The sequence below is a fragment of the Erythrobacter sp. genome (genome assembly GCF_030066995.1).
Taxonomy (GTDB): Bacteria; Pseudomonadota; Alphaproteobacteria; order Sphingomonadales; family Sphingomonadaceae; genus Erythrobacter.
This window is the reverse complement of record NZ_JASJAP010000001.1, coordinates 1,026,754-1,046,955: the sequence shown is the minus strand read 5'-3', so window position 1 is coordinate 1,046,955 and position 20,202 is coordinate 1,026,754. Positions and strand designations below refer to the sequence as shown.

19 protein-coding genes are annotated in these 20,202 nt (G+C 62.3%); 14 read left to right on the top strand and 5 right to left on the bottom strand.

Going from position 1 to position 20,202, the window contains the following annotated elements:
• Nucleotides 1–29: 29 nt before the first annotated feature.
• Nucleotides 30–836 carry a hypothetical protein gene (locus QNI87_RS04985; protein WP_300594809.1) on the bottom strand — a complete coding sequence of 269 codons (807 nt, stop codon included), beginning with the start codon at nt 834–836 and terminating at the stop codon, nt 30–32.
• A gap of 107 nt (nt 837–943) precedes the next feature.
• Between QNI87_RS04985 and QNI87_RS04980 the strand changes: the two genes are divergently transcribed.
• Genes QNI87_RS04980 through QNI87_RS04945 form a run of 8 tightly spaced genes read left to right on the top strand, consistent with a single transcriptional unit; the run spans nt 944 to nt 9,338 of the window.
• A complete protein-coding gene (locus QNI87_RS04980) occupies nt 944–2,590 on the top strand; it encodes an electron transfer flavoprotein-ubiquinone oxidoreductase (protein WP_300594806.1) in 1,647 nt (548 codons plus the stop codon).
• Between the two features lie 24 nt (nt 2,591–2,614).
• Nucleotides 2,615–2,950 carry a hypothetical protein gene (locus QNI87_RS04975; RefSeq protein ID WP_300594803.1) on the top strand — a complete coding sequence of 112 codons (336 nt, stop codon included), beginning with the start codon at nt 2,615–2,617 and terminating at the stop codon, nt 2,948–2,950.
• A gap of 32 nt (nt 2,951–2,982) precedes the next feature.
• Nucleotides 2,983–3,888: a 4-(cytidine 5'-diphospho)-2-C-methyl-D-erythritol kinase gene (locus tag QNI87_RS04970; protein ID WP_300594800.1), complete on the top strand. Its 906-nt coding sequence runs from the start codon at nt 2,983–2,985 to the stop codon at nt 3,886–3,888.
• Between the two features lie 9 nt (nt 3,889–3,897).
• Nucleotides 3,898–4,635, top strand: coding sequence for an N-formylglutamate amidohydrolase (locus QNI87_RS04965; RefSeq protein ID WP_300594797.1), 738 nt, complete (start codon nt 3,898–3,900; stop codon nt 4,633–4,635).
• Between the two features lie 39 nt (nt 4,636–4,674).
• A complete protein-coding gene (gene ilvD, locus QNI87_RS04960) occupies nt 4,675–6,396 on the top strand; it encodes a dihydroxy-acid dehydratase (protein WP_300594794.1) in 1,722 nt (573 codons plus the stop codon).
• Nucleotides 6,377–6,757, top strand: a complete 381-nt coding sequence (locus tag QNI87_RS04955; protein ID WP_300594791.1) for a hypothetical protein — start codon at nt 6,377–6,379, stop codon at nt 6,755–6,757. Before ilvD ends, QNI87_RS04955 begins: the two co-directional genes overlap by 20 nt.
• Complete coding sequence (locus QNI87_RS04950; RefSeq protein WP_300594788.1) at nt 6,754–8,142, top strand: NAD(P)H-hydrate epimerase; 1,389 nt, start codon at nt 6,754–6,756, stop codon at nt 8,140–8,142. The genes QNI87_RS04955 and QNI87_RS04950 overlap by 4 nt, the downstream gene beginning before the upstream one ends.
• A complete protein-coding gene (locus QNI87_RS04945; protein ID WP_300594786.1) occupies nt 8,139–9,338 on the top strand; it encodes a class I SAM-dependent RNA methyltransferase in 1,200 nt (399 codons plus the stop codon). The genes QNI87_RS04950 and QNI87_RS04945 overlap by 4 nt, the downstream gene beginning before the upstream one ends.
• On the opposite strand, the gene QNI87_RS04940 is transcribed toward QNI87_RS04945, so the two are convergent.
• The 4 genes from QNI87_RS04940 to QNI87_RS04925 form a co-directional block, all read right to left on the bottom strand.
• Nucleotides 9,297–10,127 (bottom strand): hydrolase 1, exosortase A system-associated, encoded by an 831-nt coding sequence (locus tag QNI87_RS04940; protein WP_300594783.1) that lies wholly within the window; start codon nt 10,125–10,127, stop codon nt 9,297–9,299. The two genes, QNI87_RS04945 and QNI87_RS04940, sit on opposite strands and share 42 nt — an antisense overlap.
• A complete protein-coding gene (locus tag QNI87_RS04935; protein ID WP_300594780.1) occupies nt 10,124–10,825 on the bottom strand; it encodes a hypothetical protein in 702 nt (233 codons plus the stop codon). Before QNI87_RS04935 ends, QNI87_RS04940 begins: the two co-directional genes overlap by 4 nt.
• A gap of 30 nt (nt 10,826–10,855) precedes the next feature.
• Complete coding sequence (locus QNI87_RS04930; protein WP_300595319.1) at nt 10,856–11,098, bottom strand: phosphopantetheine-binding protein; 243 nt, start codon at nt 11,096–11,098, stop codon at nt 10,856–10,858.
• A 232-nt stretch (nt 11,099–11,330) separates the two neighbouring features.
• Nucleotides 11,331–12,359, bottom strand: a complete 1,029-nt coding sequence (locus QNI87_RS04925; RefSeq protein ID WP_300594777.1) for a GNAT family N-acetyltransferase — start codon at nt 12,357–12,359, stop codon at nt 11,331–11,333.
• 27 nt (nt 12,360–12,386) lie between these two features.
• Here QNI87_RS04925 and QNI87_RS04920 point away from each other — a divergent pair, with 27 nt between their 5' ends.
• The 6 genes from QNI87_RS04920 to QNI87_RS04895 all read left to right on the top strand — a co-directional run bounded on the left by QNI87_RS04920 (nt 12,387) and on the right by QNI87_RS04895 (nt 20,187).
• Nucleotides 12,387–13,931 carry an acyl-CoA ligase (AMP-forming), exosortase A system-associated gene (locus tag QNI87_RS04920; RefSeq protein WP_300594774.1) on the top strand — a complete coding sequence of 515 codons (1,545 nt, stop codon included), beginning with the start codon at nt 12,387–12,389 and terminating at the stop codon, nt 13,929–13,931.
• Complete coding sequence (locus QNI87_RS04915) at nt 13,928–15,157, top strand: pyridoxal-dependent decarboxylase, exosortase A system-associated (protein ID WP_300594771.1); 1,230 nt, start codon at nt 13,928–13,930, stop codon at nt 15,155–15,157. Before QNI87_RS04920 ends, QNI87_RS04915 begins: the two co-directional genes overlap by 4 nt.
• 290 nt (nt 15,158–15,447) lie before the next feature.
• The gene (locus tag QNI87_RS04910; RefSeq protein ID WP_300595318.1) at nt 15,448–16,002 is read left to right on the top strand and encodes an XrtA/PEP-CTERM system exopolysaccharide export protein; all 555 of its coding nucleotides are present in this window, start codon (nt 15,448–15,450) and stop codon (nt 16,000–16,002) included.
• A 15-nt stretch (nt 16,003–16,017) separates the two neighbouring features.
• Entirely contained in the window at nt 16,018–17,541 is a 1,524-nt protein-coding gene (locus QNI87_RS04905; protein ID WP_300594768.1) for an XrtA system polysaccharide chain length determinant, read from the top strand.
• Between the two features lie 10 nt (nt 17,542–17,551).
• Nucleotides 17,552–18,565 carry a P-loop NTPase gene (locus QNI87_RS04900; protein ID WP_300594765.1) on the top strand — a complete coding sequence of 338 codons (1,014 nt, stop codon included), beginning with the start codon at nt 17,552–17,554 and terminating at the stop codon, nt 18,563–18,565.
• On the top strand, nt 18,562–20,187 hold the full coding sequence (locus tag QNI87_RS04895) for a preprotein translocase subunit YajC (RefSeq protein ID WP_300594761.1): 1,626 nt from the start codon (nt 18,562–18,564) through the stop codon (nt 20,185–20,187). The genes QNI87_RS04900 and QNI87_RS04895 overlap by 4 nt, the downstream gene beginning before the upstream one ends.
• Nucleotides 20,188–20,202: the final 15 nt, after the last annotated feature.

Below are 20,202 nucleotides of genomic sequence, written 5' to 3'. Positions count from 1 at the left end.
CGCGCAAAGCCCGATGCCAGACCAGGAGGCTAGCTTTCTTCGCGCTGCGATGACCATTCGATATATCTCCGCCAGAACCGGGCCTTCAGGCGCGGGACATCCATCAGACTGCGGAGCCCCTCGCTGGTGAACACCGGGGTCTTCGCCGCAACGTGGTTACCAATGGGTAAAGGTGTCTGAATGTTTGCTACATCCGAGCTGAGAAACGGGGCAAGTCCTGCACCAAACGCCATCAACCGTTTTGGCGCAACGAGTTCGATGTGACAGCGCAACACTTCGTCGAGCCCGCCGGCTGCCAGCGCTTTCGTATCCGCCATCGGCGTGTAGCGCGGCAGGGCCGAAGCGATATAGGTCCGATCGGGATCGACCTGGATAGCGCTGAGTATGGCGTTGAGCAGACGGCCCTGAGGTCCGGACAGCAATGTGTCGACGTCGTTCTCTTCCGGGTCGACCACAAGGACCATGAGTTCCGGTTCGCGAACACCGCGCGGGGGCACGCGGCCGCGTGTTCCAACTGTGTCGAGCCCCGGCGTCTCAAGCCAGAAGTCGCGGAACTCGTCCAGCGTCGAAGGTCGGCCCTCAGCAAAAAAATCGACGCGTTCGATCGATCTCTCTTGGGCTTTTTGTGGCGTTACGGAAGCAAGCTCCGGGCTTTCCGACCGCGCTCGGCCTGCCGCCGCCGTCTCCTTTTTCGCTTCGTCGTCCTTCGATGAGCCGAGCCAAGCCGTAGCGTCATCGTCGCAAAACTCGGCCACTCCCGCATCGCGCCACCATTCGAGGGCAGCGGCAATCTCCTCAGCGAGAGGTGGGATCGGTGGGGGGGCGGAGGCGTTCATGGCGTTGGGTACGGGTCTTGACTGTCTTGAACTGGCTTAGCAAGTGGGTGCCAAGATCGGAAACAGCGTGGATACCGGCTTCGCGCGAATAGGGACAGAGTTACTCGATGATTGAACGCGAAAGCATGCCTTGCGACGTAGTGATCGTGGGCGGAGGGCCAGCGGGCCTTTCGGCCTCGATCCGGCTGAAGCAGCTCAATGAAGAGCTCGAAGTGGTTGTGCTCGAAAAAGGGTCTGAGATCGGCGCGCATATCCTTTCGGGCGCGGTCGTCGATCCAAAGGCGTTGGACGAATTGCTGCCTGAATGGCGCACAATGGATTGCCCGATGGCGGAAACGCCGGTGACCGACAACTGGCACTGGGTCCTCGGCAAGACGGGCAAGACATCGCTGCCGCACATCGTCATGCCTCCGCTGATGAGCAATCACGGCTGCTACACCGGTTCGCTCGGCAATCTTACCCGCTGGCTGGCCGAGCGCGCCGAGGAGCTTGGCGTGATGGTTTTCCCGGGCTTCCCGGCGTCCGAGGTCATGTTCGACGAAAACGGCGCGGTAAAGGGCGTGATCACGCAGGACATGGGCATCGCTGAAGATGGCAGTCACAAGCCCGATTTCACGCCGGGCATGGAGATCGAGGCGAAGTACACGCTGTTTGCCGAGGGCGCGCGCGGCAGCCTCACCAAGCAGATGAAAGCAAAGTTCGATCTTGAGGCCAATTGCGAGCCGCAGGTCTACGGGCTTGGCATCAAGGAGCTGTGGGACATCGATCCGGACAAGCATGTACCGGGCCGGGTGCTTCACACGCAAGGCTGGCCGCTGAGCGAAAGCGGCACCTGGGGCGGGGGCTTCCTCTACCATCAGGCAAACAATCAGGTCGCGCTCGGCTTTGTAACGGCGCTTGACTACAAGAACCCCTGGGTTTCGCCCTATCAGGAATTCCAGCGCTGGAAGACGCACCCGGAGATCAAGGCGATCCTCGAAGGAGGCACGCGCGTCGCTTATGGCGCGCGCGCGATCAACGAAGGCGGCTGGCAATCCGTGCCCAAGCTCGCTTTCCCCGGTGGCGCGCTGATCGGATGCGCGGCGGGTTTTGTGAACGTGCCGCGCATCAAGGGCAGCCACACCGCGATGAAATCGGGCATGCTGTGCGCCGAGGCGATCGTGGCCGAGATCGAGACTCACGAGAGCCAGCCTGAACTTCAAGGTTACGAGCCTGCCGTTCGCTCCAGCTGGATCGCGGACGAGCTCAAGAAGGTGCAAAACGCCGAGCCGGCCGTGGCGAAATATGGCGACGACATTGGCTCGCTGCTCGCGGGCGTCGATATGTGGATGCGCACGCTCAAGATCGGCCTGCCGATCAGCATGAAGCACCACGCGGATTACAAGGCGACAGGTCGCGCAGACCTCTATCCCAAGATCGACTATCCCAAGCCCGATGGTGTGATCAGCTTTGATCGCCTCACCAACGTTGCCTTTTCTTTCACCAATCACGCAGAAGACCAACCGGTTCACCTGCAACTCGGCGATGCTGAGCTTCAGAAGGCGAGCGAGTATGATGTCTTCGGGGGGCCTTCCGCACGCTATTGCCCGGCGGGCGTCTATGAGTGGATTGAGGAAGAAGGCAAGGAGCCCAAATTCCAGATCAACTCGCAAAACTGCGTCCACTGCAAGACCTGCGACATCAAGGACCCCAACCAGAACATCAACTGGGTGACGCCCGAGGGTGGCGGCGGGCCTAACTATCCGAATATGTGATCCGATCTGTAGGGAAAAGCGACCGTGGATTTACCGAGAAGGTTGCCAAAGGAAGAGTATCTGGCGACCTTCTCGTATCCGATGGAGGATGTGACCGAGACTGCAGAGGAGCTTCTCGATATCTGGCCCTATGTAGATGCAATCAAGTTGGACGAGCTTGGGATCGAGAAACTGAATGACGTTCACTACGTCTATCGGCAACCGGAAGGGCATTATGAGCATGTCCTCATTGGGACGAGTCGCTTCAACTCTCTTCTCGCTATTGTGATTGATCGGAAGGCTCGAACCATTCTTGGCCATCATCTCGTCGATTTGAACAAAGAATTCAACGTCAGTGGCGGTCATCTGCGCGAGGTCTAAAGGTCTGTCTCTTCACAGGGAGCCAAAATGACATGCAGCAAACCGCCTACGCCAAGATCAATCTGGCTCTGCATGTCCGCGAACGGCGTGATGACGGATATCACGAGCTTGAGACGCTGTTCGCCTTTGTCGATGCGGGCGACACGCTGACGGCCAGGGTCGCGGAACAGGACAGCCTGCATGTCGTCGGCGAGTTCTCGAGGCTGCTCACCTCTCCGCTTCCCTCCCTGGGTGGAGGGGCTGGGGGTGGGGGCTCGCAGCTATCGACCGACGAACACCCCGACCTTGATCCTCCCCCTCAAGGGGGAGGAGGCGTCTTCGACAATCTTGTCGCCCGCGCGCTTGCGACCCTTCCACGACCTCAGGGGCTCGCGGTCACGCTGGAAAAGAACCTGCCTGTGGCCGCTGGCCTCGGCGGCGGGTCCGCTGACGCCGGCGCGGTGTTTCGTATGGTGGAGGAACTCCACGGCCTACCCGATGATTGGCAAACCCGCGCGGCCAAGCTGGGCGCCGACGTGCCCTCCTGCGTGCGCAGCGAGATGGCGATTGGCTATGGCACCGGCACCAAGCTCGTCCCCGTGGACAATGATCTGACAGGAACCCCGGTGTTGTTGGTCAATCCGCGCGTTCCGCTTTCGACCGGAGCGGTCTTCAAGGCGTGGGACACCAAAGATCGCGGGCCTTTGCCCAAAGGATCGGCCCGCACCATCACTCTGGAGGGTCGTAACGATCTCCACGCGCCCGCTCTCGCGCAGTGCGCGGTGATTGGCGACGTGCTGGCAGCGCTTAACGCGACCGAGGCCTGGATTGTGCGCATGTCGGGTTCGGGCGCGACGTGCTTTGCGCTTTTCGAAACCGAGGTGCAGCGCGATGCCGCGCAGGCCCATATCGCGACAGATCGCCCGCAATGGTGGATGCTCGGCGGCAAACTGCGCTAGGGAAAGCGCATGATAGATGATCTTCCTTACAAACATTTAGGCGAATACGATGCGGGCAACCCGCACGCAGCCCGGATAGTGTGCGTTGCCGACCACGCGTCCAATTTCGTGCCCGAGGACATCCCCCTTGGTATCCCGTCAAAGCTGCTGGACAAGCACATCGCGCTGGATGTCGGGATCGAAGGCGTTGTCCAAAGGCTTGCGCGCCGTCACGCGATCCCCGCTCACATGGCCACGGTAAGCCGACTTGTCGTCGATCTGCATCGCGAAGAGGATCACCCCAAAGTGGTCCCAACGGAAAGCGACGGGCATCTGATACCGGGCAACATCGGCGCGGATATCGAGATGCGGCTCGATCGCTTTCACCGGCCCTATCACGCCGCGCTGGCGGAATGGCTTGAGCGCCAGGCGCCCGAACTGATCCTGTCGCTGCACAGCTTCACTCCGGAGCTCGCGAGCACCGGAGAAGAGCGCCCCTGGGAGGTCTCCTTGCTTTACAACAAGGATGACCGCGCCGCTCGTCATGCAATTCGCCTGTTTGGTGAGCTGGGGCTCAATGTCGGTGAGAATGAGCCTTATTCGGGCTCAGAGCTCAACGCGACCATGAACCGTCACGCCGAAGCGCACGCTCGCCCTTATTGCTTTATCGAGATCCGTCAGGATCTGATCGCCACGCGCGCGGAACAGGCGCGCTGGGCGGCGATGATCGCCGATGTCGCGGGAAGGGTTGCGCTGGCGCTGTCCTGACGGCAGGGAGACGGCGAAGAGCAGTCCACGGGTAACTTTATGTCTTCACGCTTCGACAAAATGAAACTCCCCTCGCGTCACGTCTCTGTGGGCCCCGAAAGAGCGCCGCACCGGTCCTACTACTACGCCATGGGGATGACCGAGGAAGAGATCGCGCGGCCCTTTGTGGCGGTGGCGAGTGCGGGCAACGATTCCGCGCCGTGCAACACAACGCTTAACGCACAGGCCGATATCTGCCGCGAAGGCGTGGTTGAAGGGGGCGGCACGCCCAGACGGTTCAACACGATCACTGTCACGGACGGGATCGCCATGGGTCACCAGGGCATGAAGAGCTCGCTGGTGAGCCGCGAGATCATCGCCGATTCCATTGAAGTTTCGGTGCGCGGCCACTGCTACGACGCGCTTGTCGGCTTTGCGGGATGCGACAAGAGCCTACCGGGCATGATGATGGCTATGCTGCGGCTCAATATTCCGAGCATTTTCGTTTATGGTGGCTCAATCCTTCCCGGCACGCACCGGGGCGAGGATGTGACCGTGGTGGACGTGTTCGAGGCGGTGGGCCAGCACGCTGCGGGCAATTGTCCCTTGAAGGAGCTGACCGCGCTCGAGAAGGTCGCGTGTCCGGGACACGGCGCGTGTGGCGGCCAGTTTACCGCCAACACGATGGCCTGTGTTGGCGAGGCGATGGGATTGTCCTTGCCAAACAGCAATATGGCGCCCGCTCCTTACAGATCGCGCGATGACATTGCGGTTTCCGCTGGGCGGCAGGTCATGGTCTGCCTCGAACGCAATTTGCGCCCTCGCGACATCTGCACGCGAGCCGCATTCGAAAACGCCGCGCGCGTCGTTGCCGCAACCGGTGGGTCGACCAACGCGGCGCTCCACCTGCCAGCCATGGCAAGCGAAGCGGGAATCGATTTCGACCTGTTCGACGTCGCTGAGATATTCAAATCGACGCCTTACATCGCGGATCTCAAGCCGGGCGGGAAATACGTCGCCAAAGACATGCACGAGGCGGGCGGTGTCTACATGGGCATGAAGACGCTGCTCGACGGGGGTTTCCTCGATCCCGACCCGATCACTTGTACAGGCAAGACGCTGGGCGAGAACATCGAAGAAATCACCTGGAACCCCGATCAGAAGGTGTTTTACGAGGTCTCGAACCCGATCACGCCCACGGGCGGTGTGGTTGGCCTCAAGGGCTCGCTCGCGCCCGATGGCGCAATCGTGAAAGTGGCGGGTATGGAACGCTTGCAGTTCACCGGGCCTGCGCGCGTGTTTGACCGCGAAGAAGACGCTTTTGCCGCCGTCGAAGCGCGCGACATCGCGGAAGGCAGCGTGATCATCATCCGGTACGAAGGGCCCAAGGGCGGGCCGGGTATGCGCGAAATGCTGTCGACCACCGCCGCGCTCTATGGGCAGGGGATGGGAGAGAAGGTCGCGCTGATCACCGATGGGCGGTTTTCGGGCGCCACGCGCGGTTTCTGCATCGGCCATGTCGGCCCGGAAGCGGCGGAATGTGGACCGATTGCGCTGGTCGAAGACGGAGACACCATTTCAATCGACGCCGAAGCGGGCACGATCGACCTCGAAGTGGACGAGGCTGTGCTGGCAGAACGCCGCAAGGCCTGGAGACCGCGCACCAACGACTATCAATCGGGCACACTGTGGCGGTACGCTCAGAACGTTGGCTCGGCGCGCACCGGAGCTCTGACGCATCCGGGTGCGAAAGCGGAAACCCATGTATACGCGGATATCTAGGCTCGCCTTTGCGTCGATCGCGTTGCTGTCGGCCTGCGCTCCCGAGGACGGCGCACCCGGAGGAGTGAGCATCGAATGCGCGCTGGGCGAGGGCGCAGCGTTTGCATCGGACTGCGTGCTCGAAAGGGCAGCGGACGACGTGTTTGTGATCCATCATCCCGACGGCGCCTTCTATCGTTTCCGGTTCCTCGGCGAAGGTTCCGAGGCGGTGATAGCCTATGGCGCCGAGCCCGTAGTCGAGTTCCGGGTTCAAGGGCCGGCTTTGGGTTCAAATGATGAAGCTGGCGGCGTAATCGAATTCGCCACACGGGAGCACCGCTACCGCTTCGGCCTCGATCTGATTGCATCGTCCACTCCATGAGCGCCGCCCAAGTCCTCACCGCCGAGCAAATGCGCGCGGCTGAGCGGCGCATCTTCGATGCGGGCACGACGGTTGGCGAGCTTATGGAAATCGCAGCCGGGGGCGCGGCGGAGTGGGTGCGGCGTCTTGCCAGTGGGCGAGGTGTAACCGTGCTGTGCGGGCCCGGAAACAATGGCGGCGATGGCTATGTCATCGCCCGGCGCCTTTGCGAGGCCGGTCTAAAGGTACAAGTCGTGGCTCCGTTGGCGCCCAAGACACAAGCCGCGAAGGACGCGAAAGAGGCGTGGGGTGGTACGGCGCTTACCTCCGGTGGCAGGACCGATGGCGGTGTCTTCGTCGATTGCCTGTTCGGCTCAGGATTGGTGCGGCCACTCAGCGCGGAACACGCCTTGCTGCTGCGGGACCTTGCCGAGCGCCACGAGACTTGCATCGCGGTTGATGTGCCCTCTGGGATCGCGACCGATACGGGTGAACCGCTCAACGAGAAGCTGCCCCGCTTTGACGCGACGCTTGCGCTTGGTTCGTGGAAGTTTGCCAATTGCCTGACCCCGGCGCGCCCGTACCTTGGTACCCAGCGCCTTGTGCCCATTGGCGTTGAGCCGGTTGAGGGCGCGGCGCAGAGGGTGGAGAAGCCACGACTTAACGCGCCGGCGACTGATGCACACAAATACCGCCGCGGGCTTTGCGTAGTCGTGAGCGGCGATATGCCAGGGGCCTCCCTGCTCGCTGCAAAGGCCGCAATGCGGAGTGGGGCGGGCTATGTAAAGCGGACGGGTCCGTGCGTTGAAGGTACGCCGCCCGGATTGGTGTGCGAGGCCTCGCCTCTTGCGGAGGCTCTATCCGACAGCCGCATCGCAGCGGTCTTGGTTGGGCCCGGCCTCGGGCGCGATGAAGCCGCACGCGGCGCGCTCAGCCTGGCACTGGAAAGCGGGCACTCCTTGGTCCTCGATGCTGACGCCTTGCACTGTCTCGAGCCTGGAGACATGCGAGAGGACCGATTGATCATCGGGACGCCGCACGATGGAGAACTCGACGCGCTGTGCCGTCGGTTTTCCGTTATCGCGCAAGGACGCATGGCGAAGGCCAAAGCGCTGGCGGCGGCGAGCGGCATGATCGTGCTGGCGAAGGGGCCCGACAGCTTCGTTGCGTTGCCCGACGGCGCGCTGGCGATTGGCCCGGCTGCGACAAGCTGGCTGTCGGTCGCTGGCAGCGGCGATGTGCTCGCTGGCATTCTTGTCAGCCGCCTCGCAACCGGTTCTGCGCCTTACAAGGCCGCGTATGAGGCTCTTTGGCTCCACGCCAAGGCCGCGCGGCTTTGCGGTCCTGCCTTTACCGCTGATGATCTGGCCGCGCGCGTCAGCGACGCTGTAGCCGTCTGCCTGTGAGCGAGGTCGAAACGATAGCGCGGATCGCCGCGAAGGGAGACGGCGTCACCCAAAGCGGCCGCCACGTGCAAGGCGCAGTTCCCGGCGATACGGTCGATGCGGACGGCCGGGTTGAGCCCGGCCCCCACCGCGCCGAGCCGCCATGCCCGCATTTCGGTCGGTGCGGCGGCTGCCAGTTGCAATACGCCGACGAGGCCACGCTTTCCGATTTTGTGACCAGCAGGGTGCTCAACGCAGCACACGGCCAGAGGCTGGAGCCTCAGTTGCTCCTCGCCACGCACCTTTCGCCGCCACACACCCGCCGCCGCGGCACCCTGCACGCGATTCGCACGCAGAAGGGCGCGCTGATCGGATTTCGCGAAAGCGGCTCGCACCGGATTGTCGACCTCACGCAATGCGATGTTCTCTCGCCCGAGCTCGCGGCGCAGATTCCCTCTCTGCGAGAATTCATTGCGCAGAACGCGAGCAAAGGCACGGTCGATGTGGGCCTTGCACTCTGCGATCAAGGGGTTGACCTTACGATCAGTAATCTGGCGTCCGAGGGGCTGGAGGAGACCGAGTTGGCGCTGGATTACGCTCGGACCCAGAATTTGGCGCGGTTGAGCGTTGACCATGGATACGGACCCGAAACCGTTTGGGAGCCGGAGCCGGTCACTATTACGCTTTCGGGTAACCGCGTGCCGATGCCGGTCGGCGCTTTTCTGCAGGCGACAGCCGATGCGGAAGCGCGAATGGTGGCCGACGCCTTCAGCTTCCTAGATGGAGCTGGGCCGGTGGTTGATCTGTTTGCAGGGCTCGGCACGTTCGCTCTTGCGCTTGCTGAGCAGCGTAAAGTTCTTGGCGTGGAAGCTGACCGGGCCGCCTACCTTGCTCTGAAAGCGACCAGCGGGCGTTCCAAGAGCATGGTTCACGCCATGCACCGCGATCTTTTCCGCAATCCCCTACAGCCTACCGAACTGAACCGCTTTGACGCGGCCGTGCTCGATCCTCCGCGCGCTGGCGCCAGAACTCAGGTCGCCGAGATTGCTGCTAGCGACCTTGCAAGGGTCGTTTATGTCAGCTGCAATCCATCCAGTTGGTCGCGCGATGCCGCGACGCTGACACAGGCGGGTTTTGCGCTCGAGGCGCTCCGTCCCGTTGGGCAATTTCGCTGGTCAACGCATGTCGAGCTCATCAGCTTGTTCACGCGGCAATGACGCTCTGAGCGCGGTAAGGATGCGCGCGTAGAGCCATTCGCGGTGGGGCGGTTCGACAAAGGCGTGTCCTGCGCCCGCGCAGCGTTCGATTCGCGGGTCCGCGCTATCCCAACTCGACTCGAAAGCCTGCGCCGCTCGGTCATCGCCCGACAAAAGGATTGAGACAGGCCCTGAATACGCCTCAAGTCCCGCTTTGATCTCTTGCGCAAGACCAGTCGCGATCGGGTCGGATCGAACGGATTGAAGCAGGCCGCGCGACAGATTGCGAAGACTTACGCCGCCGGTCAGTAAACGACGTATCTCGCTCGGGTTCTTCAGCTTTTCGGCGTAGCGCTGGCGAATGGCGCTAGCAGGCAGCGCGTCGGCCGCGTCGGTTTCGACTTCGGCGCTTTCAATTGTCCAGGGGTTGGCAAGGACAAGAGCGTCAAACCCCGCACCTTCCGTCAGCATCAGGGCGCTCGCCGCGTTGCAGTTGCCGAAAGCGACAATCCGTTCAACATCGGGGGCGATGGCGCGAAAGGCGCGCAGCGCAGCGGCGATATCCTTCGCCGATGAACGAAAGCCGCGGTTTTCCCCTTCGCTGTCGCCTATTCCGCGCCGGTCAAATCGAAAGACGGGAAATCCTGCGCGGGCAATCGTGGCGGCCAGTTGAGCCTGACCGCTAAAAGCGCCAGAGCGGACCTCGTTGCCGCCGCTTACGATCAGAAGGCCTGTCTTGCCCGGCGCTGTGTCGAGCGTGCCTGCCAGGGTCAGACTACCACAGGCAAAGGTTAGGTGCAGTCGGCTCATGGTGCGGGCTCTGCTTGCCCGGCAATCTCGGCAGCGACAATGGACGCAAGGGCGAGCGCCTGCGCGGGGTCATCATCTGGCTGAGCGCGCAACCAAAGACCTGCGCCGCCAAGACGCCTTTGCTCGACCTCAGATTGCCCTTCAATCTGGGGAATCTCGGCTGTCTCAAGCTCTTTCAGCATTTCTGCTCCAATATCCCACCCGCCGAGCATGAGCCCGCTTTGCCGCCCTTGAGAGAGCAACTCCTCGCGGGTCCTGTTCCGCCCCGCCTCCCTCTCGGCAATAACTTGCGCCCGAAGGAGACCGGCGAGCTGCTTTCGCCCGCTTGTGGCCGCGTACCGCCATCCCGGGAGGGTGGCCGGGCTGAGCAATGCCCCGGCGCGCATGGTGAGGACGTGGGTGGCGCAAAAACCCCGCGCCGCCTGGTCAGCGCAGCTGCGCCAGCACTCAAGCGTCTGATCCGCCAAGTGCGAAAGGCTCTCATTGCACCCCGGCCAATCGGGCAAGAGCGTGTCGATCCCCGCTTCATCAAGCGCTCGCATCACGCCAAGCGTGAACCGTCGCATCTTGTTGGCCTCATCAAACAGAGCGGGGACGACAAGCAGCCGCTTCCCTCGATCCCGGTCAATCGCAAGCGCCAATTCTTCTGGCCCTTCGCTCAACGACGAATGGTAAGGGGTCCAGCTACGAAGTTCCATCGGGACGCCGCCGCTTGCGACCAAGCGACTTCAGCTGTGCGGCGCTTGGTCGGCAATCTTGGATTGAACGAACCCGAGCAAAGCGCCGTAGGTTTCCAGCATTTCTCCGTCGACATCGTCGTCTTCAATCACGATATCGAGCCGGTCTTCGATTTCCGTCAAAAGGCCGGCGACAGCCATCGAGTCGAGTTCGGGTAGGTGGCCGAAAAGGCCGCTCTCGGGCGTCAGGGCGGCTGCATTCCTCTCCGAAAGTCCAAGCACATCGGCAAGTATGCTTTTGAGTTCCCCATCGACGGGGGCTGCTTCCGCAGCGGCCCGTCCATCGTGGAGTGACGGGGCGTCAGCGTCTTGCGCATCAAACTCTTCGTGCACGATTGGCTGGCTGCTCATGGGCTGGCGTTCCCTTTTTCCTGACCCGCAGGGCCCTTCTATCGGGCTTTAAACCTTACGGCAAAGCGAAGTTTATTGCGCGGTTCACCGAGCGCCTTGCCGATGGCGCGCGCATTTAGCTATCCAAGGGCACGCGCGCAAGAGCTGGCACTTCGGCTTCCCAGGAGCGGCGCAAAGCGAGACGGGCCAGATCGACCCATGCCCGCGCGCTGCGCATGTCGAGGCAATCGATTTGGTATCGCGGTCGCGTCGTTTCCATCCAATCCCGCTTGAACGGCTCATCACCAGTCCCGAAATCGATGAGCTCGACACCGTCGCCGTCGATGACGCGCTCAAACAGAGCGGCCATCAAGGTCGTTCCGGGCGAAAGGTACCGATGGCATTCTCGATGCGCGAGTTTGTGAATGTAGGCAACGCCGCCTTCAACGGTCCAGAACTGCGCGGCGATTGGCTCGCCTTTATGGCTTGCAAGGCCAAGGCGCAGCCGGCGCGCGCGCGCCTCTTGCTCGGCGAAAGCACGCAGCATGGCCGCCTTTCCTTCGGATGGTTTCCAGCTTGCGGCGTAAACATCTTCAAAGCTTTGCCAGGCATTGGGCTCGAAGGCATCGCAGATCACTACGTTCACTTTGCTCGCCTTGCGCTTTAATGTTCCGCGTAAACGGCCAGGCCGCGCCGCCCAGTATTGCGCAAAGGATCGGCCGGCAACGCGCAGCGCATGATTGGTGTCGCATCGGGAGACTTCAACGCGCCAACTCGCGTTTCCGAAAGCCTTGGCAAGGGCTGAGGCCGAGCCGTCTTCCTCAGGGACCGGCGCCAGCGTGACCCGATGGGCGCGCCCGCGCAACTTTTGCGCAATCGCCGCTAGCAAAACGTCGCCTTGCGGTCCTCGCGCGCCGATTTGCCGCCAGGTAAAGCTGTACCAGTTTCGAAGCGGCTCAATCCGCCGGTTCTTTTCCGTCAGCGCGAGCGCCGCGCGCCCGTCCGCATTTTCAGCCGAAACGATGAGCGGTGCAAGGCCGGTTTGCGCGAGAAGTGCAAACCATTGCGCGCGGTCAAAAGGCGTTGGCGCGTCGTCGAAAGCGGTGCGGTTATCAAACATCTCTTGCAAGACGTGAACGCTGTCGTGATACCGCGCTTCAATCACCCACACGAGCCCTTTGGCGAAAGCTGAATGTCACTGCCTCTTGATCCAACCCCGTTTCCGCTCGATCATCTTGTTGAAAGGGGATGCCTTTCCGGATGGGAGGAACGGCCAGCGCTGGCGCTCAAGGCTGAGACGCTTAGCCATAAGGCGTTAAGACAGCGTGTTTCGGCGCTCGCGGGATGGTTGGCAGACCGAGTGAATACACCGGGCGCGCGGGTTGCCACCTGGGCGGCCAAGGGTGAACTCACGTGCCTGATGCCATTGGCCGCGGCGCGGGCGGGGTTGGTTCACGTGCCTATCAATCCGCTGTTGAAGCGCGGGCAGGCGGCGTACATTCTCGCCGATAGCGGAGCGAGTGCGTTGATCGGCAACAAAGCGCGGATTTCGTCTCTGGAACAGGGGGGTGTGCCTGCAACTTGCGAGGTATTCGAAGAGGACGATGCGTTGCAAAGCGCTTACGCGTTTGGATCGGATCTTCCGCCATCCGGTGCAGACCCGGATGACCTGACGGCCCTTCTTTACACAAGCGGATCAACCGGGCGACCCAAGGGTGTGATGCTCAGCCACACCAACTTGTGGCTGGGAGCGGTAAGCGTCGCGCATTATCTCAAGTTAGGTAGCGATGACGTGACGTTGGCGGTTCTGCCTCTGTCCTTCGATTATGGCCAGAACCAGCTGCTCTCGACTTGGTACGCTGGCGGTTGTGTGGCGCCGTTGGATTATCTCTTTCCAAAGGACGTCGCCAAAGCCTGCGCGCGGCACGGCGTGACGACGCTGGCGGCTGTTCCGCCGCTTTGGGTGCAGTTGACCGAGATCGAATGGCCTTCCGAAGCGAGCGCGCACCTGCGGCGGCTCACAAACAGCGGTGGTGCGCTGACCGTCGACCTGGTGCGCGATCTACGCGGCCATTTTCCAATGGCAGACCTTTATGCAATGTACGGCCTGACCGAGGCCTTTCGGTCAACCTATCTTGATCCCGCTCTGGTTGACGCGCATCCCACCTCCATGGGGACTGCTATTCCATTTGCGGAGATACTTGTCGTGGACGAACACGGTTCTGTCGCACAGCCTGGCGAGGAGGGGGAGTTGGTGCACTGCGGTCCGCTTGTATCGAAGGGCTACTGGCAGGACAAAGAGCGCACCGCCCGGCGCTTTCGACCTGCCCCCACGGCTTCGCGCTATGGTGGGACCGCTGTGTGGTCGGGGGACACCGTCAAACGCGAGGCGGATGGCTTGCTCTATTTCGTCGGACGCAGCGATGCGATGATCAAGAGCGCTGGCAACCGTATCAGTCCGCAAGAGATTGAAGAGGCCGCGACTGCGTTTGCGGGCGTGGCCGAGGCGGTCGCGTTCGGACTGCCGGATAAGCGGCTGGGCCACGCGGTGCATCTCGTGGTGCGCGGCGAGGGGAGCGACGAGGCTGAAGAAGCGCTTGCGAAGCACCTTGGGCGTGAGCTTCCCAATTTTATGCAGCCGCGCCAGATTCATTGGCGTACCGCGTTGCCACTCAATCCGAACGGAAAAGTCGATCGCACGCGGCTTTATCGAGATCTGTTGGAGAGCGAGGCGTGAGCAAACCCCTCGGTCCAATACCGCCCGGTTACGAGACGCTGGAAGGTGAACTTGCTGTGGGCGGGAAGCGGGCCAGCGCGCTCGTCACCGAGGCGGGCCGCACGCCGCTGTTCGTGTATTCGCGCTCCCACATCGACCAGCGCATGACCGACCTTCGCGCCGCTCTGCCCCAGCGTATCGGCGTGAATTACGCAATCAAGGCCAATCCTCACCCGGACGTCATTCGTCATTTGGAGCCTCTTGTCGACGGCTTCGATATCGCCTCTGCCGGTGAACTTGAATTGGCGCTTTCGATTGGTCTGGACCCCTCGCGCATCAGCTTTGCGGGACCAGGCAAGCGCGACGACGAGTTGGAATCGGCCATCGCCGCGGGCGTCACGCTCAATTGCGAATCCGAAGGCGAGGCCGACCGCGCCTTGACGATTGCTCAGAGGCTTGGCCGGACGCCGCGCATCGCGATCCGAGTGAACCCCGATTTCGAGCTCAGAGGCTCAGGCATGAAGATGGGAGGTGGGGCCAAACCCTTTGGCGTCGACGCCGCACGCGTGCCCGACCTTGCGCGGCGCGTAATCGCTGAGGGGGCGGCTTGGCGTGGTTTGCATATATTCACCGGCAGCCAGGCGCTGAGCTCACACGACATCATAGAAACCCAAGGTAACGTCCTTAAACTTGCAAAAGAATTATCCGATGCGGTCGGCGTTCCGCTACCAAAGCTCAACATGGGCGGAGGGTTTGGCATTCCATACTTTCCCAGGGACAAGGCTCTTGACCTTCCGGCCGTTGGCGCAGCGCTCAGCGAAATGGTTGCTGATCTGCCACCGGTTCTGGCCCGGGCCGAACTGTGCCTTGAGTTGGGACGCTTCCTAGTCGGTGAAGCGGGTGTTTACCTGTGCCGAGTCGTTGACCGCAAGGTGAGCTACGGTGTGACCTACCTCGTCACCGATGGCGGTCTGCATCACCAACTCGCCGCTTCGGGCAACTTTGGCACTGTCGTACGGCGCAACTGCCCAGTCGCAATCGCTTCGCGCTTCGACGCGCCAGCCGATGATGAGGTCAACGTCGTGGGCTGCTTGTGCACTCCGCTCGATCGGCTTGCGGATCAGGCGTTGTTGCCGCGCGCGGAGGTCGGCGATTTGGTCGCGGTGTTCTGCGCGGGGGCCTATGGGGCAACGGCGAGCCCATCGGCTTTTCTTGGCCACGGTCCAGCGGCGGAAATGCTGGTCTAGCCGGGATCCAACCGAGCGCAGCGTTAACCCTCCCAAGACCCGCTGTCCCAGATCGGGAATAGCCGGAATCGAGGTGTGATTCCTAAGGGTATTTTCACCATTCTTGGCCAAACCAATCGGGCTTAACGTCAGCGCCGTCAGCAGGTCGCTCCTGCGCAGGGGATCCGGGCTGGCTAGGTCAGGCCAAGGATGCGTGGGAAATGGGTTACTTGAATTCTTGTTTCCGGTTTGCGGGGTTTGTCTTCGCTTCTGTATTGCTGAGCGCTTGCGGCGACGGTCCGCGCGTCGAGTTGCCGCCCGCCGTGCCAAGCGCCGCGCCCTCCGCCCCCAAAGAAGACTATCTGATCGGTCCTGCCGACAACATCACCATCCATGTGTGGCGCAATCCGGAACTGAGCGCGGAGGAAATTCAGGTCCGCCCAGACGGGCGTATCACCATCCCGCTCGTGCGCGACATGGTTGCGGTGGGCAAGACACCCACTCAGCTTCAGGACGATATTCGCGACGTGCTGCTGGAATATATTGAGCAGCCGATTGTGTCGGTGATTGTCAACAAGTCGGTTGGCGAACTGTCGAAACAAATCCGCATAACCGGCGCCGGCGCGCAGCCGGCCGCGCTTCCCTACCGCGCCAATATGACGATCCTCGACGCCATGATCGAGGTCGGAGGTCTTGGCGAGTTTGCAGCCGGAAACCGCGCGACGCTCACGCGCTACGACGCAAAATCGGGTGAGAACGTGCTTTACCGCCTGCGTCTCAAGGATCTGCTCAACAAGGGCGATGCAACCGCAAACGTCGCGCTCAAACCGGGCGATACGATCTCGATCCCCGAAAGCCGGTTCTAAAAGGCTCCTTTGGGCATGGACGAACTCTACGACGAGGTGCGCACGGCGCTCTACACGGTCTGGCACCGTCGCTGGATCGCGCTGGGTGTGGCATGGGTGGTGTGCCTGCTGGGCTGGGTCGCGGTGGCGCTCATCCCCAATTCGTACACTTCGCGCGCTCGTATCTATGTCGATGTCGAGGATGTGTTGTCCGAACAGCTTGGGATCGCCGGCGATGGCCGCGAGGAGATCAAGAAGGTCCGCCAGACGCTGGCGAGCAACACCAACCTTGAAAGGGTCCTCACCGGCACGAGGCTGGGAGAGGGCATCGATGGTCGCGGGGCGATGACCAAGGCGATCGAGAGCCTTTCGGAAAAGGTCTCGGTGCTCAGCGAAGAGGATAATCTGTTTGAGATTTCTGCAACGGTTGGTCGCGGAGACTTGAGCGATGCGGAGAACGCGCTGCTCGCGCGGAACGTTGTCCAAAAATTGCTCGACATCTTTCGCGAGGACCATGTCGCCGGGAGCCGGGTAGGGGTAAATCGCGCGCTGGCAAAGATCGACGAGCAGCTCGCCGAGCGCAAGCGCGAGCTTGAAGACGCCGAAGCGCGTCGCCTTCAGTTCGAAGCAAAGTATCCGGACCTCATTGGCGGATCGGCCACGCTTTCGACCAAGATTCAGCAGTTGCGCACCGAAATGCGGGACATCGACGCCGACATGGCCGGCGCGCAGGCGTCGCTTGCCTCACTCGATAGCCAGATCGCGAACACGCCGAGGACGATCATCGGCCCGGACGGATTGGGCGGACCGAAAGCGGCGCTGGTTCAAGCGCAGCAACAGCTCTCAGCGCTCAAGGCGCGCGGCTTGACGGATCAGCATCCGGACGTCGAAGCGGCGATCAAGCGGGTGGTGGCATTACGTCAGCAAGCCGAGAACGCTGGACCCGAGGACGAGATCGGCACGCCGAACCAGGTCTATTCCTCGCTGGTCGCGATCCGGTCTGAGCGTGAAGCCAATATCCAGTCGCTCGAAGCGCGGCGCGCCGGTATCCAGTCCCAGATTGCCAACCTGACCGCAAGCCAGGCCTCCGAGCCCGCCATCGCCGCTGAGGCAAACCGGATCAGCCGCGACTACGATGTGCTTCGGCAGAACTATGAAAAGCTGCTGCAGGATCGCGAGGATATCCGCACCAGAGGCGAAGTCGACGATCAGACCAGCCAGTTCAAATTCGACCTGATCGATCCTCCCGTCGTGCCGCAAGAGCCCGCCGCTCCCAACCGTCCGTTGTTGCTGGTCGGCGTGCTGATCGTGGGTCTGGGCGCGGGCGCAGGGAGCGCCTGGGCGCTGGGTCAGATGCGCTCGACCTTCATGACCGCGCAGAAGCTCGAACGCACTTTTGACTTGCCGGTGATCGGGACGGTGTCTCAGACCGTCTCGGATACGGCGCGTGCGCTGGCGAAGCGGCGCTTGATTCAGTTCAGCGGCGCGACCGCCGCGCTGGTCGGGGTGTGTGTTCTTCTCCTTGTGATCGAAATCGTCTCGATCCGTTCGGTGGCGTGAGGGACGGACCATGACCAAGCACACACCGATACAGCCCGCCGGGCAAGACCCGTTCCGTCGCAAACGCGGTTCGCTGATCGAGCGCGCTGAGGCGGCCTTTGGGGTCGAAGCGCTAGGCCCCGCGAAGGTTCCTGACGTTCTGCCCGAGCGGCCCGTGCGGCGAAATGACGCACCTTCCGTAGATGAGGCGTCAAGCGCTTCGGCTGAGCCCGAGAAAGAGGCAACCCCTGTTCCGGCTAAGCCGCCATCCCCCATGGTCCGCTCGCAGGCGAGTTCAGCTTCGCGCGTTACCCTGTGTGGCCCGCACGCAGCGATTGACCGCTTCAGCTTGCGCCGTAACGGGCTGATCGTCCCCGAAGACCCTGTGACCGGCCTGCTTGAGGAATTCCGCATCATCAAGCGCGAGTTGCTGGCCGATGCGCGCCAGGGGCCAGACGGGATGGCGCGGCGTGTTCTTGTGAGTTCGCCGCACGAGGGCGAGGGCAAGACCTTTTGCGCGGCCAATCTTGCAATCGCGCTGAGCGCTGAGCGCGACATCGAAGTGCTCCTTGTCGACGTCGATGTGATGAACCCCTCGATCACGCGCGTTTTCGGGATCGAAGAAGCGCCAGGCTTTATGGACGCTCTCGCGGACCATGGACAAAGGCCGGAAGAACTGGCCCTGGCGACCGATATCGATCGGCTCTTCATCATGCCCGCGGGCAATTGCAGCGCGCGCGATTCCGAATACCTCGCAAGCGCTCGCACGGCGCAGGTGCTCGACCGGCTGACGCGCGGGGCGCCAAACCGCATCGTCATCTTCGACACGCCGCCTGCGCTCGCAGCCTCTCCGGCCGCGGAGCTGGCCGCGCATGTTGGCCAGGCGCTGCTGGTGGTGCGCGCTGATGAAACCGGGCGTGCGGCCATCGACGATGCGCGCCAGTTGCTCTCCGGGTGCCGCGATCTCAAATTGTTACTGAACGCTGCGCAATTCAGTCCCTCTGGCCGGCGCTTCGGAGATTATCGGCGAGGGGACCTGACGTGAGCCCAGCCCTTCGGGCCTGCATGGCGACGCTGGCGATGATGCTCAGCGCGATAGTTGGCGCGCCTGCCGCGGCGCAACCGGCCCAGGGCGAGCGCGAAAACCGCACCTTTGTGCAACCCTACATCGAAGTCAGTCAGGTTCTCACCGCCGAGCTTACGCCGGGCGACAACGTTCTGACTTTCACCCAAGTTGCAACGGGCGTTGATACCATCGTTCAAGGCAGTAACTCGGCCGCCTCTCTATCCGTGCGCTATGAGCGCAATTTTGGCTACGGCGAAGCGGTCGATAGCGACGCTATCAGTGGGGTCGCGCGCGGCTCGGTGGGGGTGGTTCCACGGGCGCTGACGCTTGAAGCGGGCGCTCTTGCCAGCCGGGCCCGCATCGATGGCGGCGGCGGCGTTACGACAAATCCGCTCGTCGCCGAGGATCAGACCAGCGAGATTTTCAGCCTATACGCCGGTCCCACGCTCGCAACGCGCGCGGGTATCCTCGACATTACAGGAAGCGCGTTCGTCGGTTATAACCGCATCGAGGTCAGCGACTCCCTTCTAAGCGAGGAGGGCGAGCCGCTCGACGCGTTCGATGAAAGCGTGACCTATGCCGGGCAAATCCGCCTGGCAACGCGTCCTGGCGATGGGCTCCCGGTCGGGATCGGCGTTGGCGCGGGTGGTTTCCAGGAGGACGTCGACACGCTCGACCAGCGCGTGCGCGATGTCTACCTTCGCGGTGACGTTACGGTGCCGATCACCGAGAACGCAGCCATTGTTGGCGGTATCGGGTATGAGGATGTAGAGGTCTCAAGCCGCGACGCGCTTCGCGATGGAGACGGAAATCCTCTCATTGGGGATGACGGCCGTTTCATAACCGACGCCGAATCCCCGCGCTTGATCGCCTACGACGTGGACGGCCTTATCTGGGATGTCGGCGTTATCTGGAACCCGAGCCGCCGGACGGCGCTTAGTGCAACGGTTGGACGGCGCTACGCTTCAACGACCTATTTTGGCAACTTCACCTACACACCCGACAGCCGCAGCGCGTTTGCGATCAATGTCTATGACGGGCTCACCGGCTTTGGCGGTGCGCTGACCAACTCTCTTAGTGGCCTCGGCGCGGATTTTTCCGCGACGCGCAATGCGCTGACCGGCGACCTGAGCGGCCTCGTCGTTGGCGAAGATGGCGCGTCGGAGCTGGGAACGCTAGGCTCGACCCGCTCGACCGCGTTCCGCGGCCGCGGGGGCAGCGTCAGCTATCAGCGAACGCCGGGGCGCACCAACGCCGCTCTCGTCGCGGGGTATGATCGCCGGACCTTCATCGGCGCCGAAGGGACCGTGTTTGAGCCAATCGATGGTCAGCGCGACGAGAGCTATTACGTCCTGGGTTCGCTCGGACGGGATTTGGGGCGGGGCGGGTTTCTCAGCGCCAACGCCTACGTCAACTGGTTCACCAGTGAGACTGACGCAGCCGATCTGACCGCTTACGGCGCGTCGGTCGCCTATGATCGCGCGCTTTCAAGCCGTCTGTCGGCCCGCGCCGCGGTCGCCGTTGACTATTTCGATAGTGAATTCAGCGATAGTGATTTTGCCGCCGCAAGCGTGCTGGTCGGCCTTCGGCTCAATCTCTGAGTTCTTGTGGAGCGA

What these genes read in the sequence shown, in the direction of transcription:
- QNI87_RS04985 (WP_300594809.1), bottom strand. Translation starts at nt 836, where the DNA reads ATGAACGCCTCCGCCCCCCCACCGATCCCACCTCTCGCTGAGGAGATT.
- QNI87_RS04980 (WP_300594806.1), top strand. Translation starts at nt 944, where the DNA reads ATGATTGAACGCGAAAGCATGCCTTGCGACGTAGTGATCGTGGGCGGA.
- QNI87_RS04970 (WP_300594800.1), top strand. Translation starts at nt 2,983, where the DNA reads ATGCAGCAAACCGCCTACGCCAAGATCAATCTGGCTCTGCATGTCCGC.
- QNI87_RS04965 (WP_300594797.1), top strand. Translation starts at nt 3,898, where the DNA reads ATGATAGATGATCTTCCTTACAAACATTTAGGCGAATACGATGCGGGC.
- ilvD (WP_300594794.1), top strand. Translation starts at nt 4,675, where the DNA reads ATGTCTTCACGCTTCGACAAAATGAAACTCCCCTCGCGTCACGTCTCT.
- QNI87_RS04955 (WP_300594791.1), top strand. Translation starts at nt 6,377, where the DNA reads ATGTATACGCGGATATCTAGGCTCGCCTTTGCGTCGATCGCGTTGCTG.
- QNI87_RS04950 (WP_300594788.1), top strand. Translation starts at nt 6,754, where the DNA reads ATGAGCGCCGCCCAAGTCCTCACCGCCGAGCAAATGCGCGCGGCTGAG.
- QNI87_RS04940 (WP_300594783.1), bottom strand. Translation starts at nt 10,127, where the DNA reads ATGAGCCGACTGCACCTAACCTTTGCCTGTGGTAGTCTGACCCTGGCA.
- QNI87_RS04935 (WP_300594780.1), bottom strand. Translation starts at nt 10,825, where the DNA reads ATGGAACTTCGTAGCTGGACCCCTTACCATTCGTCGTTGAGCGAAGGG.
- QNI87_RS04920 (WP_300594774.1), top strand. Translation starts at nt 12,387, where the DNA reads ATGTCACTGCCTCTTGATCCAACCCCGTTTCCGCTCGATCATCTTGTT.
- QNI87_RS04905 (WP_300594768.1), top strand. Translation starts at nt 16,018, where the DNA reads ATGGACGAACTCTACGACGAGGTGCGCACGGCGCTCTACACGGTCTGG.
- QNI87_RS04900 (WP_300594765.1), top strand. Translation starts at nt 17,552, where the DNA reads ATGACCAAGCACACACCGATACAGCCCGCCGGGCAAGACCCGTTCCGT.